This window comes from Sphingobium sp., from assembly GCF_049304695.1.
Lineage (GTDB): Bacteria > Pseudomonadota > Alphaproteobacteria > Sphingomonadales > Sphingomonadaceae > Sphingobium.
On the sequence record NZ_JBAQOK010000068.1, the window covers coordinates 52,839 to 72,288 of the forward strand.

The window sequence follows — 19,450 nt, forward strand, 5'->3', positions numbered from 1 at the left end:
ACCGCGCGATATGAAGCTCAAGGGCAAGACCGAACTTCCCAAACCCGCGCCGCGAGGCACCACGGTGGAGGCGCTGGCCCATGAGATCGTCGAGCGGCTGACCTACCGGATCGGCAAGAACGCCTATGCCGCCAAACCGCACGACTGGTTGCATGCGGTTATCCTGTCGATCCGCGACCGGGTGATCGACGCCTGGATCACGTCCACCCAGAAAACCTATGAGCAAGAAGGGCGGCGGGTCTATTATCTGAGCCTTGAGTTCCTGATCGGGCGGCTGATGCGTGACGCGGCGTCGAACATGGAAATGCTGGACGATGTGCAGGCGGCGCTGGCGTCATTGGGCGTGGACATCGACATTATCGCCGCGCTGGAGCCGGATGCGGCGCTGGGCAATGGCGGGCTGGGGCGGCTGGCAGCGTGCTTCATGGAAAGCATGGCGACGGTGGACGTGCCCGCCTATGGCTATGGCATCCGTTATGTGAACGGCATGTTTCGGCAGGAAATTTCCGACGGATGGCAGGTGGAACTGCCCGAGACATGGCTCGCCCACGGCAATCCGTGGGAGTTCGAACGGCGCGAGGCGAGTTACGAAGTCGGTTTTGGCGGGCTGGTCGATCCGGCCGAGGGCGATGATGGCGGGCCGCACCAGATGCACTGGAAACCGTCGGAGCGAGTGATCGCCACCCCTTACGACACGCCGATCGCCGGGTGGCGGGGCAAGCGCGTCAATACGCTGCGCCTGTGGGAAGCGCAGCCGATCGACCCCATCCTGCTCGACAAGTTCAATGCGGGCGACCATGTCGGCGCGCTGTCCGAAAGCAACCGGGCAGAGGCGTTGACGCGGGTGCTGTATCCGGCGGATTCTTCGGCGGCGGGACAGGAACTGCGGCTGCGGCAGGAATATTTCTTTTCGTCCGCGTCGTTGCAGGACGTCGTTCGGCGGCACATCCAATATTTCGGTAACATCCGCACCTTGCCGGACAAGGCGGCGATCCAGTTGAACGATACCCATCCGGCAGTGGCGGTCGCGGAACTGATGCGCGTCATGCTGGACGATCATGGGCTGGACTTCGATGAGGCGTGGGACATCACGCGACGCACGTTCAGCTACACCAACCACACGCTGCTGCCCGAAGCGCTGGAAAGCTGGCCGGTGCCATTGTTCGAGCGGCTGCTGCCCCGGCATATGCAGATCGTCTATGCGATCAACAGTCGTCTGCTGGCGGAGGCACGACGGTCCGGCGCGTTGAGCGACGGCGCGATCGGCGCGATTTCCCTGATCGACGAAGGCGGCGAACGGCGGGTGCGGATGGGCAATCTGGCCTTTGCCGGGTCGCACAGCGTCAATGGCGTATCGGCGCTGCACACCGACCTGATGAAGGTAACGGTCTTCGCCGATCTGCACACACTCTACCCGACGCGGATCAACAACAAGACCAACGGCGTCACCTATCGTCGCTGGTTGATGCAGTGCAATCCGGGACTGACCGGGCTGATCCGCGAGGCGATTGGCGACGGGTTTCTGGACGACGCGGAAAAACTGCGCGACCTGGACGCCTTTGCCGACGACAGCGCGTTTCAGGACAAGTTTCTGGCGGTGAAGCGCGCGAACAAGGCTGCGCTGTCCAGCCTGCTTCGCCAGCGGCTCAATGCCCGGATCGACCCGGCCGCGCTGTTCGATATTCAGATCAAGCGGATCCACGAATATAAGCGGCAGTTACTTAACATCGTGGAGGCGGTGTCGCTCTACGACCAGATCCGATCGCACCCGGAAAAGGACTGGGTGCCGCGCGTGAAGCTGTTCGGGGGCAAGGCGGCGTCAAGCTATCACAACGCCAAACTCATCATCAAACTGGCTGGTGATGTGGCACGCGTGGTCAATCATGATCCGGCGGTGCAGGGGCTGCTCAAGGTCCAGTTCGTGCCGAATTACAATGTATCGATGGCGGAGGTGATGATCCCCGCCGCCGACCTGTCCGAACAGATTTCGACCGCAGGCATGGAAGCGTCCGGCACCGGCAACATGAAGTTCGCCGTCAACGGCGCGCTGACCATCGGCACGCTCGATGGTGCGAACGTCGAGATGCGCGAGCATGTGGGGGACGAGAACATCGTCATATTTGGCCTGACCGCGCAGGAGGTCAACGAGCGGCGCGCCAATGGCTATGAACCCCGCGCGGTGATCGACCAGAGCAGGGAATTGTCGCAGGCGTTGAACGCGATTGCCACTGGAGTGTTCTCCCCTGATGATCCCAATCGGTACAAAGATTTGATCCAGGGCATTTATGACCATGACTGGTTCATGCTGGCGGCTGATTTCGACAGCTATTCCGCCGCTCAGCGCCGCGTCGATGCGCTGTGGATGGATCAGTCGCTGTGGGCGAAGAAAGCGATCCACAATGTCGCGCGCATGGGATGGTTTTCGTCGGACCGAACGATCCGCGAATATGCAACCGACATATGGAAAATGAACGCATGACCGGAACTCAGGAATAAGATGGTGCTGACGTCGGAGCAGGTCGAGCGGCTGGTGCAGGGTCGGGAGGACGACCCCTTCGCCACGCTTGGCGTCCATCCGGCGGACAAGGGCTTTACGGCGCGGGCCTTTTTCCCCGACGCCGTGGCTGTCAGCGCAGCTACGCTGGACGGCAAGCCGGTCGGCGATCTGGCGCAGGTGCATGGTGACGGGCTGTTCATGGGCAAGGTCGCGATCCGCAAGCGCCAGCCGCTGCGCTATGTCGCCCACTATGCCGATGGCAGCGACTATGCTCAGGTCGACCCCTATGCTTTTGGCCCGGTGCTGGGGCCGATGGACGATTATTATTTCGCCCAGGGATCGCACGGTCGCCTGTTCGACAAGGTGGGCGCGCATGTGATGCGCCATGAGGGCGTGGAGGGCACCCATTTTGCGGTCTGGGCGCCCAATGCGCGGCGCGTGTCGGTGGTGGGCGCATTCAACCGCTGGGATGGCCGTCGCGCGCCTATGCGACACCGGGCAGATGCGGGCGTGTGGGAGATATTCCTGCCCGACATCGCGCCGGGTGCCGCCTATAAATATGAGATCATGGATGCGGATGGCGTTGTGTTGCCGTTGAAGGCCGACCCCTTCGCCTTTCAGTCCGAACTACGCCCGTCCACCGCATCGATCGTGGCAGCGCCGATGGATCATATATGGGGCGATGCGCGGCACAGGGACTATTGGGGGCAGGTCGATCCCCGGCGGGAACCTGTATCTATTTACGAAGTCCATGCCGGATCATGGCAGCGCGGCGGGGATGGCGAAGATGATTTCCTAAGCTGGGACGCACTGGCCAATCGTCTGATCCCCTATGTCGTGGGCATGGGCTTTACCCACATCGAATTCATGCCGATCAGCGAATATCCCTATGATCCAAGCTGGGGCTATCAGACGCTGGGCCTCTATGCGCCGACTGCGCGCTTTGGCGATCCGGCCGGGTTTGCGCGCTTTGTCGATGGCGCGCATCGTGCGGGGGTGGGCGTGATCCTGGATTGGGTGCCGGCCCATTTCCCGACCGACGCGCACGGGCTGGCCTATTTCGACGGCACGGCGCTGTATGAACATGCCGATCCGCGCAAGGGTTTTCACCCCGACTGGAATACCGCCATCTATAATTTCGGGCGGCGGGAGGTGGCGCAATATCTGGTCAACAACGCGCTGTTCTGGGCCGAACGCTATCATGTCGACGGGCTGCGCGTGGATGCCGTCGCGTCGATGCTGTATCTCGATTATTCGCGCAAGGCGGGCGAATGGGTGCCCAACGACCATGGCGGGCGCGAAAATGTGGAGGCGGTGGCCTTCCTTCAGCAGATGAACAGCGCGCTTTATGGCACCCATGCGGGCGTGATGACGATCGCGGAGGAATCGACCAGCTGGCCCGCCGTGTCCGCGCCGGTCCATGGCGGTGGGCTGGGCTTTGGATTCAAATGGAATATGGGCTTCATGCACGACACGCTGCGCTATTTGCAGCGTGATCCCATCCATCGGTCGCACCATCATGACGATGTGACCTTCGGCCTGACCTATGCTTTCAGCGAGAATTTCGTGCTGGCGCTCAGTCATGACGAAGTGGTGCATGGCAAGGGTTCGCTGCTGGAAAAGATGGCGGGCGATGACTGGCAGAAGTTTGCGACGCTGAGGGCTTATTATGGCCTGATGTGGGGATATCCGGGCAAGAAGCTGCTGTTCATGGGGCAGGAGTTCGCGCAGCGCCGCGAATGGAGCGAGGCGCGGTCGCTGGACTGGGAATTGGTCGAAAGTCCCGCGCATCGAGGGGTCCAGCTATTGGTGGGCGATCTCAATCGACTTTATCGCAGCCACCCGGCGCTGCATGCGCGCGATTGCGAGGGCGAAGGGTTCGACTGGGTGCTGGTCGATGCGGCGGACGATTGCGTCTTTGCCTGGGCACGCCGCGCGCCCGGCGCCATGCCGATTGTCGTCATCAGCCACTTCACGCCTGTCTTGCGACACGGCTACCGCATGCGGCTGCCATCGGGAGGGAGCTGGCGGGAAATATTGAACAGCGATGCGGTCGGCTATGGCGGCGGCGGTGCGGGCAATATGGGCATGGTTACAGCGGACGAGGAAGGGTGGGCCAACATCACCATCCCGCCGTTCGCGACATTGATGCTGGAACTGGATTTTTAGGACAAACGACGGGCGCGATCAGCGACGATAAGGAGAGGCCAGGATATGCAGCAGACGAGACATCAGCCGATAGCCCGCGACGCCATGGCCTATGTTCTGGCCGGGGGGCGAGGCAGCCGTCTGGCCGAGCTGACGGACAGGCGCGCCAAACCGGCGGTGCATTTCGGGGGCAAGGCGCGGATCATCGACTTCGCACTGTCCAACGCGCTCAACAGCGGTATCAAGCGGATCGGTGTCGCGACCCAGTATAAGGCCCATTCGCTGATCCGCCATTTGCAGCGTGGCTGGAACTTCTTTCGCCCCGAACGCAACGAAAGTTTCGACATACTGCCAGCCAGCCAGCGCGTATCGGAAAGCCAGTGGTATGAAGGGACGGCCGACGCGGTGTTCCAGAATATCGACATCATCGAAAGCTATGCGCCCGAATATATGGTCCTGCTGGCGGGCGACCATGTCTATAAAATGGACTATGAAATCATGCTCCAACAGCATGTGGACAGCGGCGCGGACGTGACCGTGGGCTGCCTGGAGGTGCCGCGCATGGAAGCGAGCGCCTTTGGCGTCATGCATGTGGATGAACAGGATGTCATCACCGCCTTCATGGAAAAGCCCAAAGACCCGCCGTCCATTCCCGGTCAACCCGACCTCGCGCTGGCGTCCATGGGCATCTATGTGTTCCAGACCCGCTTCCTGATCGAACAGTTGAAGCGCGATGCCGCCGAACCGGGCAGCAAGCGGGATTTCGGCGGCGACATCATCCCCTATATCGTCAAGCACGGCAAAGCGGTGGCGCATCGATTTTCGCGCAGTTGCGTGCGCGCCGAAAGCGAACTGGAGCCGTACTGGCGCGATGTCGGCACGATCGATGCCTATTGGCAGGCCAGCATCGACCTGACCGATGTCGTTCCCTCGCTCGACCTGTATGACCGTAGCTGGCCGCTCTGGACCTATTCCGAAGTCACGCCACCCGCCAAATTCGTCCATAACGAAGACGGGCGGCGCGGGTCGGCGACATCATCGCTGGTCGCGGGTGGTTGCATCGTGTCAGGATCGTCCCTGCATCGCAGCCTGCTATTTTCTGGCGTGCGCACGCACAGCTTTTCGTCGGTGACGGACAGCGTCATCATGCCCGACTGCACCATCGGTCGAGGCGCGCGGCTGCATAAATGCGTGCTGGATTCGGGGATTAGCATCCCGCCCGGCCTCATTATCGGCGAACATCCAGAAGAGGACGCCAGGCACTTTCGCATGACCGAAAGCGGCATATGCCTGGTGACGCAGCCGATGATCGAACGGATCGTCGGCTGACACCCATGACCATCAAGCTGCTGTCGGTCGCGTCCGAACTCTATCCCCTGATCAAGACCGGTGGCCTCGCCGATGTGGCGGGCGCGCTGCCCGGTGCGCTGGCGACGCAGGATGTGGCGGTGCGCACGTTGCTGCCCGGATACCCCGCCGTCATCGCTAAGCTGGGCAAGGCGAAGACGGTCAAGCGCTACCCCGCGCTGTTCGGCGTGTCGGCGACGCTGCTGGCAGCGCAGATCGACGGGCTGGACCTGCTGGTGCTGGACGCGCCGGATTTCTTTGCGCGCACAGGTGGTCCCTATGGCGACGATGCGGGCAATGAATGGCCCGACAACTGGCGACGCTTTGCCGCGCTGTCGTGGGTCGGGGCGGATATAGCGGCGGGCGGCCTGAAAGGATGGACGCCCGATGTCGTTCACGCCCATGACTGGCAGGCGGCGATGACTGCGGCTTATATGCGTTTTGGCCCTGCCCATGCCGTGCCTAGCGTCGTGACGATCCACAACCTCGCCTTTCAGGGGAGGTTCGACGCGGATATTTTCGTCGCGCTGGACTTGCCGCAGCAGGCCTGGGGCGTGGATGGGGTGGAATATTATGGCGGCGTGGGTTTCCTGAAAGCCGGCCTCGTGTCCGCCGACGCGATGACGACGGTCAGCCCGACCTATGCCGAAGAAATTCGATCTCCCGTCCATGGCATGGGGCTGGATGGCCTCATCAATGGCCGGGGCGATCGGTTGCATGGCATATTGAATGGTATCGACACCGGCATGTGGAATCCGGCGGACGACACATGCATCGCACGGCGATACAGCGCGCGAGCGATTGCGGGACGATCGGCCAACCGGCGCGCGCTTGAAAACCGCTTTGGGCTGGACCATGACGACGCGCCACTGTTCATCATCATCAGCCGCCTGACCTGGCAGAAGGGCATGGACCTGATGATAGAGGCGGTGGATCATCTGGTCGGGCAGGGCGCGAAGCTGGCGCTGCTAGGGTCGGGGGATCGCCCGATGGAAGGCGCTTTTCTGGGCGCGGCGGATCGGCATCGTGGGCGGATCGGTGTGCGCATCGGTTATGATGAGGCTCTGTCTCACCTGATGCAGGCGGGTGGCGACGCCATATTGATCCCGTCGCGGTTCGAGCCGTGCGGGCTGACCCAGCTCTACGCGCTGCGCTATGGCTGCGTGCCGGTGGTGGCGCGTGTGGGCGGGCTGGCCGACACGGTTATCGACGCGAACGAAGCGGCGCTGGGAGCCGGGGCGGCGACGGGCATCATGTTCGCGCCCGCCGATCCGCTGGCGCTGCATGGCGCGATCGGGCGGACGGTACGACTGCATCGCGACAGGGCGCTGTGGCAGGGAATGCAGCGCGCGGGCATGCGCACCGATGTGTCGTGGGATCATAGCGCCGCGCGCTATGCCGCGCTGTATCGCGCTCTGTTGGTGCAGGCAGCCTGAGCATGTTGCCGGGGCCGCCCCTGCTGACGCAGACCGGCACGCGCTTTTCCATCTGGTCGCCCGACGCCGAACAACTCTGGTTGTGCCTGTTTGACTCGCTGGATCAGGAACGGCGTGTCCCTATGCTGCGCGATGCAGCAGGGGCGTGGCATGTCGAGGTAGCGGGCGTCGGCGCAGGCGCGCGCTATGGCGTGCGTGCGGACGGGCCCTATGATCCGGGCGCTGGGCTGTGGTTCGATCCTGACAAGCTGCTGCTCGATCCCTATGCGCAGGCGATCGACCGCGCCTTTGCCTATGATCCTGCGCTGGCTGCCCCGCGCGGCGAGGGCGGCGACACCGCGTCGTTGATGCCCAAGGGGATGGTGATTGCGCCCTTGCCGGGTCTTGCCGCAGCGCCAGACCGTTTTTCGCCGGGTGGCCTGATCTACGAACTGCATGTGCGTGGCTTTACGATGCTGCATCCCGATGTGCCTGTGGCTCAGCGCGGCACGATCGCCGCGCTCGCCCATCCATCGATCATCGCGCATCTTCAGCGACTGCATGTGTCGGCGATCGAACTGATGCCGATCAACGTCTGGATCGACGAGCGGCATCTGGGACCATTGGGGCTGACCAACTATTGGGGCTATAATCCGGTCAACTGGTTCGCGATCGATCCGCGACTAGCCCCCGGCGGCATGGCCGAACTGCGCGCGACCGTGGCGGCGCTACATGCGGCGGGCATCGGCGTCATCCTCGACATGGTCTATAATCATGATGGGGAAAGCGATGCGCAGGGACCGACGCTGTCGCTGCGCGGGCTGGATGCGCGCGGCTATTTCCGGCACGCGGCGGACGGGACGCTGATCAACGACACCGGCACCGGCAACAGCGTGGCGTGCAACGCGCCGGTTGTGCGGCGGATGATCGTCGATTCGCTGCGCCATTTCGTCACGCAGGCGGGGATCGATGGATTCCGATTCGATCTTGGCCCGGCCTTGGGACGCAGGGAGGATGGGTTTGATCCGCACGCCCCATTGCTGGAAGAACTGCGCGCCGATCCGATCCTGTCCGACCGGGTGATGATCGCCGAACCATGGGACATCGGGCCGGGCGGCTATCAACTGGGACAGTTCAGCAATGGCTGGCTGGAATGGAACGACCGCTATCGCGATGATATGCGCCGGTTCTGGCGCGGCGATTCTGGCATGCTGGGGGCGTTTGCAACGCGGCTGACCGGATCGTCGGACATTTTCGGCGGCGATACGACCCGCAGCGTCAACTTCCTGGCCGCGCACGACGGCTTTACCCTGGCTGACACGGCTGCCTATGCGCAGCGGCACAATGACGCCAATGGCGAGCAGAACCGCGATGGCCATGGCGAAAATTTCAGCTGGAACAATGGTGTCGAGGGGGTGAGCGACGATTTAGCTGTCACCGATGCGCGCCGTCGCGATGTCATGGCGCTGTTGAGCACGCTATTTTGTTCGCGTGGGACCATCATGCTGGCCGCTGGCGATGAATTTGGCCGCAGTCAGCAGGGCAACAACAATGCCTATGCGCAGGATAATGCGATCGGCTGGGTCGATTGGGCCGGGCGGGACGTGGCGCTGGAGGCGTATGCCTTTGCGCTGGCGGCGCTACGGGCGCGCTGTGCAGTGTTGCAAGGGGATCGCTTCCTGACCGACGCGGACGTTGCGTGGCTGGATGAGGAGGGTTCGCCTCTCCATAACGGGCAATGGGAAGACCCGGCACGTCGCCGTCTGGCGCTGCATTTCCGCGCGAGCGGACTGACGCTGTGCCTGAACGGGGCTGGTGAGGCGTGCGATTTTCACTTGCCCGATGTCCGCATGGTCAACGTCGCTGCGCGGACTTTGCTGCCGATCGAATGAGGAAGTGGTGGGCTCGCCGGGATTCGAACCCGGGACCTACAGATTAAAAGTCCGTTGCTCTACCGACTGAGCTACGAGCCCTAACCAATTCCTTTTTTCGCTATCCGGGCCGATGCCCGAAGCGGCGGTCGGCACCCACTAGAGGCGGCAGGCGCGCCGGTCAACCTCTGGACGCAGCTTTTGCAAGACGCGCGGCAAGATGCCGGACGGTCAGGCCCGAACGCGGGTCGCGCCAGTCAGGGACGATGTTCAGCAAGGGCGTCAGGACGAAGGCGCGGACGCGAAAGGCGGGGTGTGGGATGGTAAGCGCGCGGCTGTTCCACGCCCCGCCCGACCACAGGATGATGTCGATATCGATGCTGCGCGCGCCCCAGCGGCGGAACCGCCTGCGCCCCAGATCGCGCTCTATCGCCTGAAGCGCGGCGAGCATTGCGTGCGGCGCCAGCGGGCTTTCGATGAGCAGCGCGGCGTTGGCGTAGCGACGCAGCGATGGGCCGATCGGCGCGGTTTCGATGGTGGGGGATCGCGCCAGGACGGGGCCGATGCGCCCCATCAGCGCCGCCGCTTCGTCCACCAGTCGTGCGGGCGTCCGCCGGGCCGATAGCGGGCGGTTGGACCCCAGCGCCAATGCGTAAAGATAAGCGGGCGTGTCGACCATGGCTGTGCGCCTATCGTCTTGCTGCGATACTGCAAAGCGGTTTGAACAACGAAAAAGGGCGGCTCCTTGCGGGGCCGCCCTTTTTAACTCTGTCGCAGAAGCGATTAGCGCGAATAGAATTCGACGACCAGATTGGGTTCCATCTTCACCGGGTAAGGAACCTCGTCCAGCGTAGGTACGCGGACATAGGTCACCTTGGCCGCACCGTCAGGGGCGACATAGTCAGGGATGTCGCGCTCGGCCAAAGCCTGTGCTTCCATCACCAGCGCCATTTCCTGCGCCTTCTTGCCCAGAGTGATTTCGTCGCCCGGCTTCACCAGACGCGACGCAATGTTGCACTTCACGCCGTTCACATAAATGTGGCCGTGCGAAACGATCTGACGCGACGAGAAGATGGTAGGCGCGAACTTGGCGCGATAGACCACGGCGTCCAGGCGGCGTTCGAGCAGGCCGATCAGGTTCTGACCGGTGTCGCCCTTCATGCGGCTCGCTTCGAAATAGTTCTTCTTGAACTGCTTCTCGGTGATGTCGCCATAATAGCCCTTGAGCTTCTGCTTGGCGCGCAGCTGGATGCCGTAGTCGGACACTTTGCCCTTACGACGCTGACCGTGCTGACCGGGACCATATTCGCGCTTGTTGACAGGCGACTTGGGACGGCCCCAGATATTCTCGCCCATACGACGGTCGAGTTTATACTTGGCGCTTGTGCGCTTGGTCATGATAATTCCTTACAAATGCTAACGACTAAGCCCGCCCTGAAAGGGTGAGCATCATTCCCGGTATCGCCTACGTCCATGTCGCGCCGAAACGCTCAGGGGCAGGGTCGCTGCTTCACCGGGATGCAGGACCAATTGCGAAGGCGCGCCTATGGCCAGAAGGGGGCGGCATGTCAACCCTCGACAGGGCGGCGAGGGCGGCTTAGTCCCATGCCATGAACCCTGAAAGCTATTCTACGATGACGCAGGTGCGCGCGGGCGTCGATAATCTCGATCGGCAGATCGTCGCGCTGCTGGCCCAGCGATTCGCCCACATGCGCGCCGCCGCCCGGATCAAACCGGATCGCGCCGCCGTGCGGGATGAAGCCCGCAAGGCGGAGGTGATCGCCAATGCCTGCGCAGAAGCCGAGCAGTTGGGCGTCCCGTGCGACCTTATCACCGACGTTTGGGAGCAACTGGTCGAAGCGTCGATCGCCTATGAAATGGCCGAGTTCGATCGCACGCGTGGCTGACGGGGGTGGGAGTGTGCGGGCCTTATCGCTCGCGTGGCCGGTTGAGGTGGGACAGGACGCCGCGCAGCGTGCGCACTTCCAGATGGTTCCAGCCCGGTTTGGTCAGCAGGTTGCGCAGCGTCAGCCGAGTCGCGTTCGCGCGATCGGGCGGGAAGAAATAGCCGACCTTTTCCAGCAGCATGTTGAACTGGCCGATCATGCCTTCCAGTTCCTCCTGCGGGGCTGGCTCGCCCAGGTCGGTGAGGGTCGGCTGGGCCAGATCGGCTTGTTTGGACCATTCATAGGCGCACAGGATGACCGCTTGGGCAAGGTTGAGTGAGCCAAATTCCGGGTTGATCGGCACGGTCAGGATCTTGCGGGCCAGCGCGACGTCCTCGGTCTCCAGCCCCGATCGTTCGGGTCCGAACACATAGGCGCAGCGCCCCTGCGCACCATGGATTTCGCGCGCGGCCTCTTCAGGCGTCACGACCGGCTTGGTCACGCCGCGCTTGCGCACGGTGGTGGCATAGACATGCGGGCAATCCGACACGGCTTCGGCCAGCGTTTCGAACACCTGCGCCTTGTCCAGGATGAAGTCCGCGCCAGCCGCCGATGGGCCGGCGTCAGGATTGGGCCAGCCATCGCGTGGCGACACCAGCCGCATTTCAGTCAGCCCGAAATTGAGCATGGCCCGCGCCGCCTTCCCGATATTCTCGCCCAGTTGCGGGCGGACGAGGACGATGATGGGGTTGGCGGACTTGTCCATGTTATTCTTCTCTTCAGCAGCCCCATCCTCCGTTCGCCCTGAGCGAAGTCGAAGGGCGTCACTGAGCGCAGGCGAAGTGTGCGATACAGCCGCTTTCTTCAACCTCTCCCAATCTTCCGCGATAAGGGCTTCCTTTTTATGCCGTGACCAACCTTTGATCTGAAGCTCGCTAGAGAGCGCTTCGGCGCGTGTCTCGAATTCAGCGGACCAAACGAGTTCGACAGGGCGGCGGTCAAAAGTATAACCTTTGATCGCGCCGGATTGATGCTGAGCAATGCGTGTTTCAAAGCTGTCTGTGTGGCCGGTGTAGTAGGAACCGTCGGAGCAGCGCAGCATGTAGGTGTGAAAGGTCATCGCGAATAATGACCTCGCTGTGCTCGGCCTAGCCCCTCGACTTCGCTCAGGGCGAACGGAGGGCGAGTAAACACTCTCTCACTCACGCCCCACTTCCTTCACGGTCCCGGCAAATTCCTCAAAATCCTTCGCGTCGGTAAAGTCCTTATACACGCTGGCGAAGCGGATATAGGCTACGCTGTCGAGGCGCTTGAGGCCTTCCATCACCATTTCCCCGATCGCGCGGGCAGGGACTTCGCTGTCGCCGCTGGTTTCCAACTGGCGCTGGATGCCGGAAATCAGCTTTTCGATGCGGCTGGGTTCGATCGGGCGCTTGCGGCAGGCAATGCCGATCGACCGGGCCAGCTTGTCGCGCTCGAACGCTTCCTTGCGCCCTTCGCTCTTGACCACCCAGATGTCGCGCAACTGGATACGCTCGAACGTGGTGAAGCGCGCGCCACATGCCTCGCACTGGCGGCGACGGCGGATGGCGTTGCCATCTTCCGTCGGCCGGCTGTCCTTCACCTGGCTGTCTTCATGCACGCAGAAGGGGCAACGCATTATATTATCATACTCCGTTCGGGCCGAGCTTGTCGAAGCCCCTTACGTGCTTGAACAAGAAAAGTCCTTCGACAGGCTCAGGACGAACGGAATGCGCTTACCCCTCGTAGATCGGGAAGCGCGCGCATAGCTTGGCGACGCGTTCGCGGACATTGGCTTCCACGGCCGGATCGCCATGTTCACCATTGTCGCGCAAAGCCGCCAGAACATCCGCGATCATGTCGCCGATATCCTCAAACTCCGCCACGCCAAAGCCGCGCGTCGTTCCTGCAGGCGAACCTACGCGAATGCCGCTGGTCTTGGTGGGGGGCAGGGGATCGCCCGGCACGCCATTCTTGTTGCAAGTGATGAAGCTGCGTTCCAGCGCCTCGTCCGCGTCCTTGCCCGAAATGCCATAGGGGCGCAGGTCGATGAGTGCGAGATGCGTGTCGGTGCCGCCCGATATCACGGCCAGCCCGCGCTGTTCCAGCCTTCCCGCCAGCGCTCGTGCATTGGCGACGATGGCAGCGGCGTAGGTCTTGAACTCTGGGCGCAGCGCTTCACCGAACGCGACCGCCTTGGCCGCGATGACATGCATCAGCGGGCCACCCTGAAGACCGGGGAAGATGGCCGAATTGATCTTCTTGGAAATCGCTTCGTCATTGGTCAGGATCATGCCGCCGCGCGGCCCGCGTAGCGTCTTGTGTGTCGTGGTGGTCACGACGTCGGCGTAAGGCAGCGGCGAAGGATGCGCGCCACCGGCGACCAGACCCGCAAAATGCGCCATGTCGACCATGAGCAGCGCGCCGACCTTGTCCGCGATGGCACGGAAACGCGGGAAATCGATCTCGCGCGGATAGGCGCTACCGCCTGCGATGATGAGTTTGGGCTGGCACTCGACGGCTTGCCGTTCGAGATCGTCATAATCGATCAGATGCGTGTCTTCGCGCACGCCATATTGCACGGCGTTGAACCATTTGCCCGACATGCTGGGCTTCGACCCGTGGGTCAGGTGGCCGCCCGCATCAAGGCTGAGACCCATGATCGTCTCACCTGGCTTCACCAGCGCCAGCATCACCGCGCCATTGGCCTGCGCGCCCGAATGGGGCTGCACATTGACGAAGTTGCAGCCGAACAGTTCCTTTGCGCGGTCGATGGCAAGCTGTTCGACCACGTCCGACGGGGCACAGCCCTGATAGTAGCGCTTGCCCGGATAACCCTCCGCATATTTGTTAGTGAAGACCGACCCCTGCGCTTCCAGCACCGCCTGGCTGACGATGTTTTCCGACGCGATCAGTTCGATCTGGTTCTGCTCGCGCTTCAGTTCCTGCTGCACGCCAGCGAAAACCGCCGGATCGGCGTCAGCGAGCGAGCGGGTGAAATAGCCTTCCGAACGGATGTCGGACAGGTTGGGCTGGTCGAGGGTTGCGGTGCTCATGGGGCTTGCTCCTTACAGCGCGGGATGGGTGAGTTTTTCGACGCGGCCGCTGTGGCGGCCTCCGCCGAAGTCGGTGGTGAGGAAAGCGGTGACGCAGGCCTTGGCCATATCGATGCCGGTCAGGCGCGCGCCCATGGCGATGACGTTGGCGTCATTATGTTCGCGCGACAGGGCGGCGGAGAGCGGTTCGCCTACCAGAGCGCAGCGGCAGGCAGGGTTGCGATTGACCGCGATCGAAATGCCGATGCCCGATCCGCAAAGCGCGATACCGCGTTCCGCTGCGCCTGATGCGATCGCCGTCGCGAGTTTGTAACCAAAGTCGGGATAATCAACCCGGTCGTCGGTGACGGGGCCAAGGTCGTCGACCTGATGCCCTTCATCGCGCAACCATTGCGCCAGTTCGGCTTTCAGTGCGACGGCAGCATGGTCGGATGCGATGGCGATCTTCATGACGGGATGCGTCCCTTCACCTGTGGGTGATTCGTTTCCCGCGCGTCATAGGGGCACTATCGTTTGATTGCCACCGTCGTCCGCGCCGCTTAAGGGCAAGGCATGACAGGCACGATACTTTCCATCCTGATGCTGGCAGGCACGATATTGGTGGCGGGCGGCATTTTTGCGATTGCGAAGAAAAAGGATCGCAAGCGCGGCGCCTTGATGATTCTATGCGGGCTGGTGATGTTCGCCAATGTCGTCATTTCGACCGTGCCGATGGGCTAATCCGCCCGGCGTGCATCTCATAACGTTGATTTCCCTGTCTATTTTGTATGTTTTTGTAAACGGTCGCAGCCTGTTCAGCAGCGCAGTCGCTAAAATTCCTGCATTTCATCGCCCGCGTTGCACGGCCAATCCCTGCATTGCAGCGCAGCAATATTATGTCACGCGTGGCTTATACGCAGTTACGAATGATCGACCATATTGGCGTTGCAATGCAAAGGAGGTCGAATATGCGCCAATATAATGATGGGAATGACAAGGCTTCGGCCAGCACCGTTCGCGGCAACCTGATGCTGATGGCCTTTGGTCTGGGCGTGCTGGGATTTCTGGTGTCGATCGATCATCCTGAATGGTTTCATCTACGTCCCATGACTGGCACGGCGGTCGCCATGTCCTATGCGTCCGACACGAACCAGGGTAACGGCTTTTAAAATTCGCAACCTTTCAACGATAGGCACGTTCGTTACGCGCCCGTTATAGAGAGACTGTGGATCCTGCATGATTGTTACCGCCGCACCGAGCGTTCGCCATGTCATCCGTGAAGTGTGGAAGCCGCTGACGCTTCTGTTCGTATGGGACGTGATCGTCACGATCGTCTATTACGTCCTGCCCTTCAAGGCGCCTGAATTGCCGCTGACCCTGTTCGGATCGGCGGTGGCGCTGTTCCTGGGCTTCCGAACCAACTCCGCCTATCAACGCTGGTGGGAAGGGCGCGGGCTATGGGGGCTGATGATCAATGCCAGCCGAAGCCTGGCACGCGCGGCCCGCAATTTCCTGCCCGACCCTGAAGCGGTGGAAATGAAGCGCACGATCGTCCTGCGTCAGATCGCCTATGTCAACGCCTTGCGCTGTCAGTTGCGGCGGCAAAGTGTCGATGCGGAAGTGAAGCGTTTCCTGAGCAAGGGGGATGCGGATTTCGCACTGGCCCGCACCAATGTCGCCAACGGCATATTGGATGGCACTGGTCGGCGTATAGACATCGCGCGCCGCAGTGGGTGGATCGACACGATTCAACAGTCGCGGATGGAAAGCGTGCTGATCGACATCGCCAATGCCCAGGGCGGGATGGAGCGGCTGAAAAACACGCCGCTGCCCAATCATTTCCGCTTTTTCCCGACCATCTTCGTCCACCTGTTCTGCATCCTGCTGCCGTTCGGGCTGGTCGAAACGCTGGGCTTTGCCACACCGCTTGGCTCCACCATGGCGGGTCTGATGTTCCTGGCCGTGCTGGCGATCGGCGACGATCTGGTCGATCCGTTCGCCGACAGCGTGCATGACGTGCCATTGAGTGCGATGTGCCGGACGATCGAGATCGACCTGCTTCAGGCGATCGGCGATCCTGCCCCCACGGCGATGGTGCCGGATAAATATGGCGTGCTGTGGTGAACTTCGCGTCGCAGCAGGCATAAAAAAGGGGTCGCCTTTCGGCGGCCCCTTTTTCGTTGCGGGCGCTTTAGTTCAGCGGATCGGTGAATCCGGCGACAGGCGCATGTCGAGATAATTGTCGACCGACTTCATCAACTGGTCGAGTTCATGTTCGAAGAAGTGGTTCGCGCCACGAATTTCGTCATGATGGATGGTGATGCCTTTTTGCGTGCGCAGCTTGTCGACAAGTTTCTGCACGGCGCTGGCGGTCACCACTTCGTCCGACGTGCCCTGCACGATGATGCCCGACGATGGGCAGGGGGCGAGGAACGAGAAGTCGTACATGTTGGCTGGCGGCGCGACGGAAATGAAGCCGCGAATTTCCGGGCGGCGCATCAGCAACTGCATGCCGATCCACGCGCCAAAAGACATGCCTGCGATCCAGGTCGTTTGCGCTTCCGGGTGGAAGCTCTGCACCCAGTCGAGCGCCGACGCCGCATCTGACAATTCGCCGATGCCGTTGTCGAACGTCCCCTGGCTGCGGCCCACGCCACGGAAGTTGAAGCGCAATACGCCAAAACCGCGCTTGACGAATGTCTTGTAGAGCGCCTGCGTGATGCGGTCGTTCATCGTGCCACCGGCCTGCGGATGCGGGTGCAGGATCATGGCGATCGGCGCGCGCGGGCGCGGCGGGGGGCTGAAACGGCCTTCTAGGCGGCCTTCGGGTCCGGGGAAAATAACGTCTGGCATGGCACCTGTTATCGTTCTGGGCCGCCATGTCCAACGAAGGACTGGCAGCGGTTGGGTGCGCAGTTGCGGGCACAAAAGGGATGTGCTGGCGCCGCGCGACAGACCGCCTATATAGAAGCCGCCGCCATTTCCGCAATCAGTGAGTATCATAGCCCTTGGCCGCCGACCGCCTTTACCTCGATCACGCCGCCACGACGCCGATGTTGCCCGCAGCGCAGGCGGCAATGGTGGAGGGGATGCGTCACTGGGCCAACCCGTCCAGCCCGCACGGCGATGGCCGTGCCGCGCGCGCCGTGCTGGAGCAGGCTAGGGCGCGGATCGCGATGGCGCTGGGGTGGGATGGGCATGTGATCTTCACGTCCGGCGCGAGCGAGGCGATCGCCATCGGGCTGGGTCGGGCAAAGGCGCAGCGGATTCTGACGTCGCCAGTCGAGCATGATGCCGTGCTGCGGGTAACGAAGGACGCGGTAAGGCTGCCGGTCGATTCACAAGGTATCGTTTCCATGCCCCGTTACCCCAGCGAAAGCCGGGATCTCACTTCTTCCTCTTCCGTCCTAACGGAAAAGAGAGATGCCAGCCTTCGCTGGCATGACGGAGAAAAGGAGACCCCGCCACTCCTCGCCATTCAGCACGTCAATAACGAAACCGGCGTGATCCAGCCGCTTGATGCCATCGACCGCGATGGCGCGATGCTGTTCGCCGATTGCGCCCAGAGCGCGGGTAAGCTGCCGCTGCCGGATGCGGACATGATCGCGATCAGCGCGCATAAATTCGGCGGACCACCCGGCATCGGCGCGCTGCTGATCCGCGACCTCGCCCTGATCGAACCGACCGGCGGGCAGGAGCAGGGCTATCGTGCTGGCACCGAAAATGTCCCTGCGATCCTTGCCATGGCCGCAGCGCTGGAGGCGCAGGAGGACTGGTTGCCGCGCGCCGCCGGTTTGCGCGCGACGATTGATGCCGGAATAGAGGCGGAGGGCGGAGAGATCGTCGCGCGCGATGCGCCGCGCAGTCCCGTGATCGCCAGCTATCGCATGCCCGGCCTGTCGGCCCGCGCACAACTGATCCAGTTCGACATCGCAGGTATATCGGTCTCGGCGGGCAGCGCATGTTCGTCGGGATCGCTCAAGACCAGCCATGTCCTGCATGCCATGGGCTGGGACGAAGCGGCGGCGGGCGAGGTCGTCCGCGTCAGCCTTGGCCCACAAACGAACGAGGCAGATGTCGCGCGCTTTCTGGCGACATGGACCGCCATGGCGGCGCGGGCGCGGCGATGATCTATCTCGATTATCAGGCGACGACGCCGCTCGCCCCCGAAGCCTTCGACGCGATGGTGCCGCTGCTGCGCGACCATTTCGGCAATCCGCACAGCGCGCATCGGCTGGGCCGGGCGGCGGCGGCGCAGGTGGAAGTCGCGCGGGACGAGATCGCACGCCTGCTGCCTGGCGGCGGGCGACTGGTCTTCACATCCGGCGCGACCGAGGCGATCAATATCGCCATGCAGGGTGCGCCGCCCGGCGGCATCGTCACCATCGCAACTGAACATGCCGCCGTGCTGGATACGGCGGAAGCGATGCGGCGCAATGGGCGCGACGTCACCGTCCTGCCGGTGGGCGCGGACGGCTTGGTGGACATGGCGGCGGCGCGTCAGGCGATCCGGCCCGGCGTCGCTCTCGTTGCGGCGATGCTAGTGAATAATGAAATCGGCGTGATCCAGCCGATCGAATCGCTGGCGCAACTCGCTCATGAAGCAGGCGCTTTGTTCCTGTGCGACGCTGTGCAGGGCTATGGCCGGGTGCCGATACCGGGCATCTGCGACATGGTGGCAATCAGCGCGCACAAGATCCACGGTCCCAAGGGCGTGGGCGCGCTGTGGCTGCGCGACGGTGTGACGCCTGCTCCGCTGATCCATGGCGGCGGGCAGGAAGGCGGGCTGCGATCCGGCACGCTCTCGCCAGCTCTGTGCGCCGGTTTTGGGGTTGCCGCGCGATTGATGCGCGAACGGGCCGACGCCGATCGCGCGCATGTGGAGGCGCTGGCGTTGCAGGCACGCGCCCTGCTGCCCGATTGGACTCTCAACGGCAGCGACACGGTGCGCTACCCCGGCAATCTCAACCTGCGCCGCGACGGGATCGACGGCGCTCGGCTTTTGTCAAATTGCCGAAATATTGCTTTTTCGCTCGGCAGCGCTTGCGCAAGCGGGTCCGGCAGGCCTAGCCATGTGCTGCGTGCCATCGGCCTGACGCAGGGCCAGGCGCGCGGATCGGTGCGGATCGGTTTTGGCCGATACACGACATCGGCGGATATGGAGAGTGCTGCACAGATCATAAACGAGGCGGCAGCCGCACAAGCGGCGTCGTAAAAGGGAGCGTCGCAT

General features: G+C 62.6%; 18 protein-coding genes and 1 tRNA gene. 11 read left to right on the plus strand and 8 right to left on the minus strand.

Annotated features, from left to right (window positions below; all coding sequences use genetic code 11):
* The first annotated feature begins 10 nt into the window (after positions 1-10).
* Genes WA070_RS11495 through glgX form a run of 5 tightly spaced genes read left to right on the plus strand, consistent with a single transcriptional unit; the run spans position 11 to position 9,299 of the window.
* Complete coding sequence (locus WA070_RS11495; RefSeq protein ID WP_422634080.1) at positions 11-2,479, plus strand: glycogen/starch/alpha-glucan phosphorylase; 2,469 nt, start codon at positions 11-13, stop codon at positions 2,477-2,479.
* 18 nt (positions 2,480-2,497) lie between these two features.
* A complete protein-coding gene (gene glgB, locus WA070_RS11500; RefSeq protein ID WP_422634081.1) occupies positions 2,498-4,666 on the plus strand; it encodes a 1,4-alpha-glucan branching protein GlgB in 2,169 nt (722 codons plus the stop codon).
* Between the two features lie 45 nt (positions 4,667-4,711).
* Entirely contained in the window at positions 4,712-5,974 is a 1,263-nt protein-coding gene (gene glgC, locus WA070_RS11505) for a glucose-1-phosphate adenylyltransferase (protein WP_422634082.1), read from the plus strand.
* A gap of 5 nt (positions 5,975-5,979) precedes the next feature.
* The gene (gene glgA, locus WA070_RS11510; RefSeq protein ID WP_422634083.1) at positions 5,980-7,428 is read left to right on the plus strand and encodes a glycogen synthase GlgA; all 1,449 of its coding nucleotides are present in this window, start codon (positions 5,980-5,982) and stop codon (positions 7,426-7,428) included.
* A gap of 2 nt (positions 7,429-7,430) precedes the next feature.
* Positions 7,431-9,299, plus strand: a complete 1,869-nt coding sequence (gene glgX / locus WA070_RS11515) for a glycogen debranching protein GlgX (RefSeq protein WP_422634084.1) — start codon at positions 7,431-7,433, stop codon at positions 9,297-9,299.
* A gap of 5 nt (positions 9,300-9,304) precedes the next feature.
* On the opposite strand, the gene WA070_RS11520 is transcribed toward glgX, so the two are convergent.
* The 3 genes from WA070_RS11520 to rpsD all read right to left on the minus strand — a co-directional run bounded on the left by WA070_RS11520 (position 9,305) and on the right by rpsD (position 10,676).
* Positions 9,305-9,380 (minus strand) — tRNA-Lys (locus WA070_RS11520).
* Positions 9,381-9,459: 79 nt separating this feature from the next.
* On the minus strand, positions 9,460-9,957 hold the full coding sequence (folK, locus tag WA070_RS11525) for a 2-amino-4-hydroxy-6-hydroxymethyldihydropteridine diphosphokinase (protein WP_422634085.1): 498 nt from the start codon (positions 9,955-9,957) through the stop codon (positions 9,460-9,462).
* A gap of 104 nt (positions 9,958-10,061) precedes the next feature.
* On the minus strand, positions 10,062-10,676 hold the full coding sequence (gene rpsD / locus WA070_RS11530; protein ID WP_422634086.1) for a 30S ribosomal protein S4: 615 nt from the start codon (positions 10,674-10,676) through the stop codon (positions 10,062-10,064).
* Positions 10,677-10,888: 212 nt separating this feature from the next.
* Here rpsD and WA070_RS11535 point away from each other — a divergent pair, with 212 nt between their 5' ends.
* Positions 10,889-11,185, plus strand: a complete 297-nt coding sequence (locus tag WA070_RS11535) for a chorismate mutase (protein WP_422634087.1) — start codon at positions 10,889-10,891, stop codon at positions 11,183-11,185.
* A 22-nt stretch (positions 11,186-11,207) separates the two neighbouring features.
* Here the strand turns inward: WA070_RS11535 and WA070_RS11540 are convergent, their stop codons facing one another.
* From WA070_RS11540 to rpiB, 4 genes are all read right to left on the minus strand, one after another.
* Positions 11,208-12,284: a TrmJ/YjtD family RNA methyltransferase gene (locus WA070_RS11540; protein WP_422634088.1), complete on the minus strand. Its 1,077-nt coding sequence runs from the start codon at positions 12,282-12,284 to the stop codon at positions 11,208-11,210.
* 78 nt (positions 12,285-12,362) lie between these two features.
* Positions 12,363-12,824, minus strand: a complete 462-nt coding sequence (nrdR, locus tag WA070_RS11545; protein WP_422634089.1) for a transcriptional regulator NrdR — start codon at positions 12,822-12,824, stop codon at positions 12,363-12,365.
* Between the two features lie 97 nt (positions 12,825-12,921).
* Positions 12,922-14,241, minus strand: a complete 1,320-nt coding sequence (gene glyA / locus WA070_RS11550; protein ID WP_422634090.1) for a serine hydroxymethyltransferase — start codon at positions 14,239-14,241, stop codon at positions 12,922-12,924.
* 12 nt (positions 14,242-14,253) lie between these two features.
* Positions 14,254-14,691, minus strand: coding sequence for a ribose 5-phosphate isomerase B (gene rpiB / locus WA070_RS11555; RefSeq protein WP_422634091.1), 438 nt, complete (start codon positions 14,689-14,691; stop codon positions 14,254-14,256).
* Between the two features lie 102 nt (positions 14,692-14,793).
* Between rpiB and WA070_RS11560 the strand changes: the two genes are divergently transcribed.
* The 3 genes from WA070_RS11560 to WA070_RS11570 all read left to right on the plus strand — a co-directional run bounded on the left by WA070_RS11560 (position 14,794) and on the right by WA070_RS11570 (position 16,344).
* Positions 14,794-14,961, plus strand: coding sequence for a hypothetical protein (locus WA070_RS11560; RefSeq protein WP_422634092.1), 168 nt, complete (start codon positions 14,794-14,796; stop codon positions 14,959-14,961).
* A 227-nt stretch (positions 14,962-15,188) separates the two neighbouring features.
* On the plus strand, positions 15,189-15,389 hold the full coding sequence (locus WA070_RS11565) for a hypothetical protein (protein WP_422634093.1): 201 nt from the start codon (positions 15,189-15,191) through the stop codon (positions 15,387-15,389).
* A 67-nt stretch (positions 15,390-15,456) separates the two neighbouring features.
* Positions 15,457-16,344, plus strand: a complete 888-nt coding sequence (locus WA070_RS11570; RefSeq protein WP_422634094.1) for a bestrophin family protein — start codon at positions 15,457-15,459, stop codon at positions 16,342-16,344.
* Positions 16,345-16,416: 72 nt separating this feature from the next.
* On the opposite strand, the gene WA070_RS11575 is transcribed toward WA070_RS11570, so the two are convergent.
* Positions 16,417-17,073 (minus strand): alpha/beta hydrolase, encoded by a 657-nt coding sequence (locus WA070_RS11575; RefSeq protein ID WP_422634095.1) that lies wholly within the window; start codon positions 17,071-17,073, stop codon positions 16,417-16,419.
* Between the two features lie 155 nt (positions 17,074-17,228).
* Between WA070_RS11575 and WA070_RS11580 the strand changes: the two genes are divergently transcribed.
* Positions 17,229-18,350 carry a cysteine desulfurase family protein gene (locus WA070_RS11580; protein ID WP_422634096.1) on the plus strand — a complete coding sequence of 374 codons (1,122 nt, stop codon included), beginning with the start codon at positions 17,229-17,231 and terminating at the stop codon, positions 18,348-18,350.
* On the plus strand, positions 18,317-19,435 hold the full coding sequence (locus WA070_RS11585) for a cysteine desulfurase family protein (protein WP_422634097.1): 1,119 nt from the start codon (positions 18,317-18,319) through the stop codon (positions 19,433-19,435). Before WA070_RS11580 ends, WA070_RS11585 begins: the two co-directional genes overlap by 34 nt.
* The last annotated feature ends 15 nt before the right edge of the window (positions 19,436-19,450 follow it).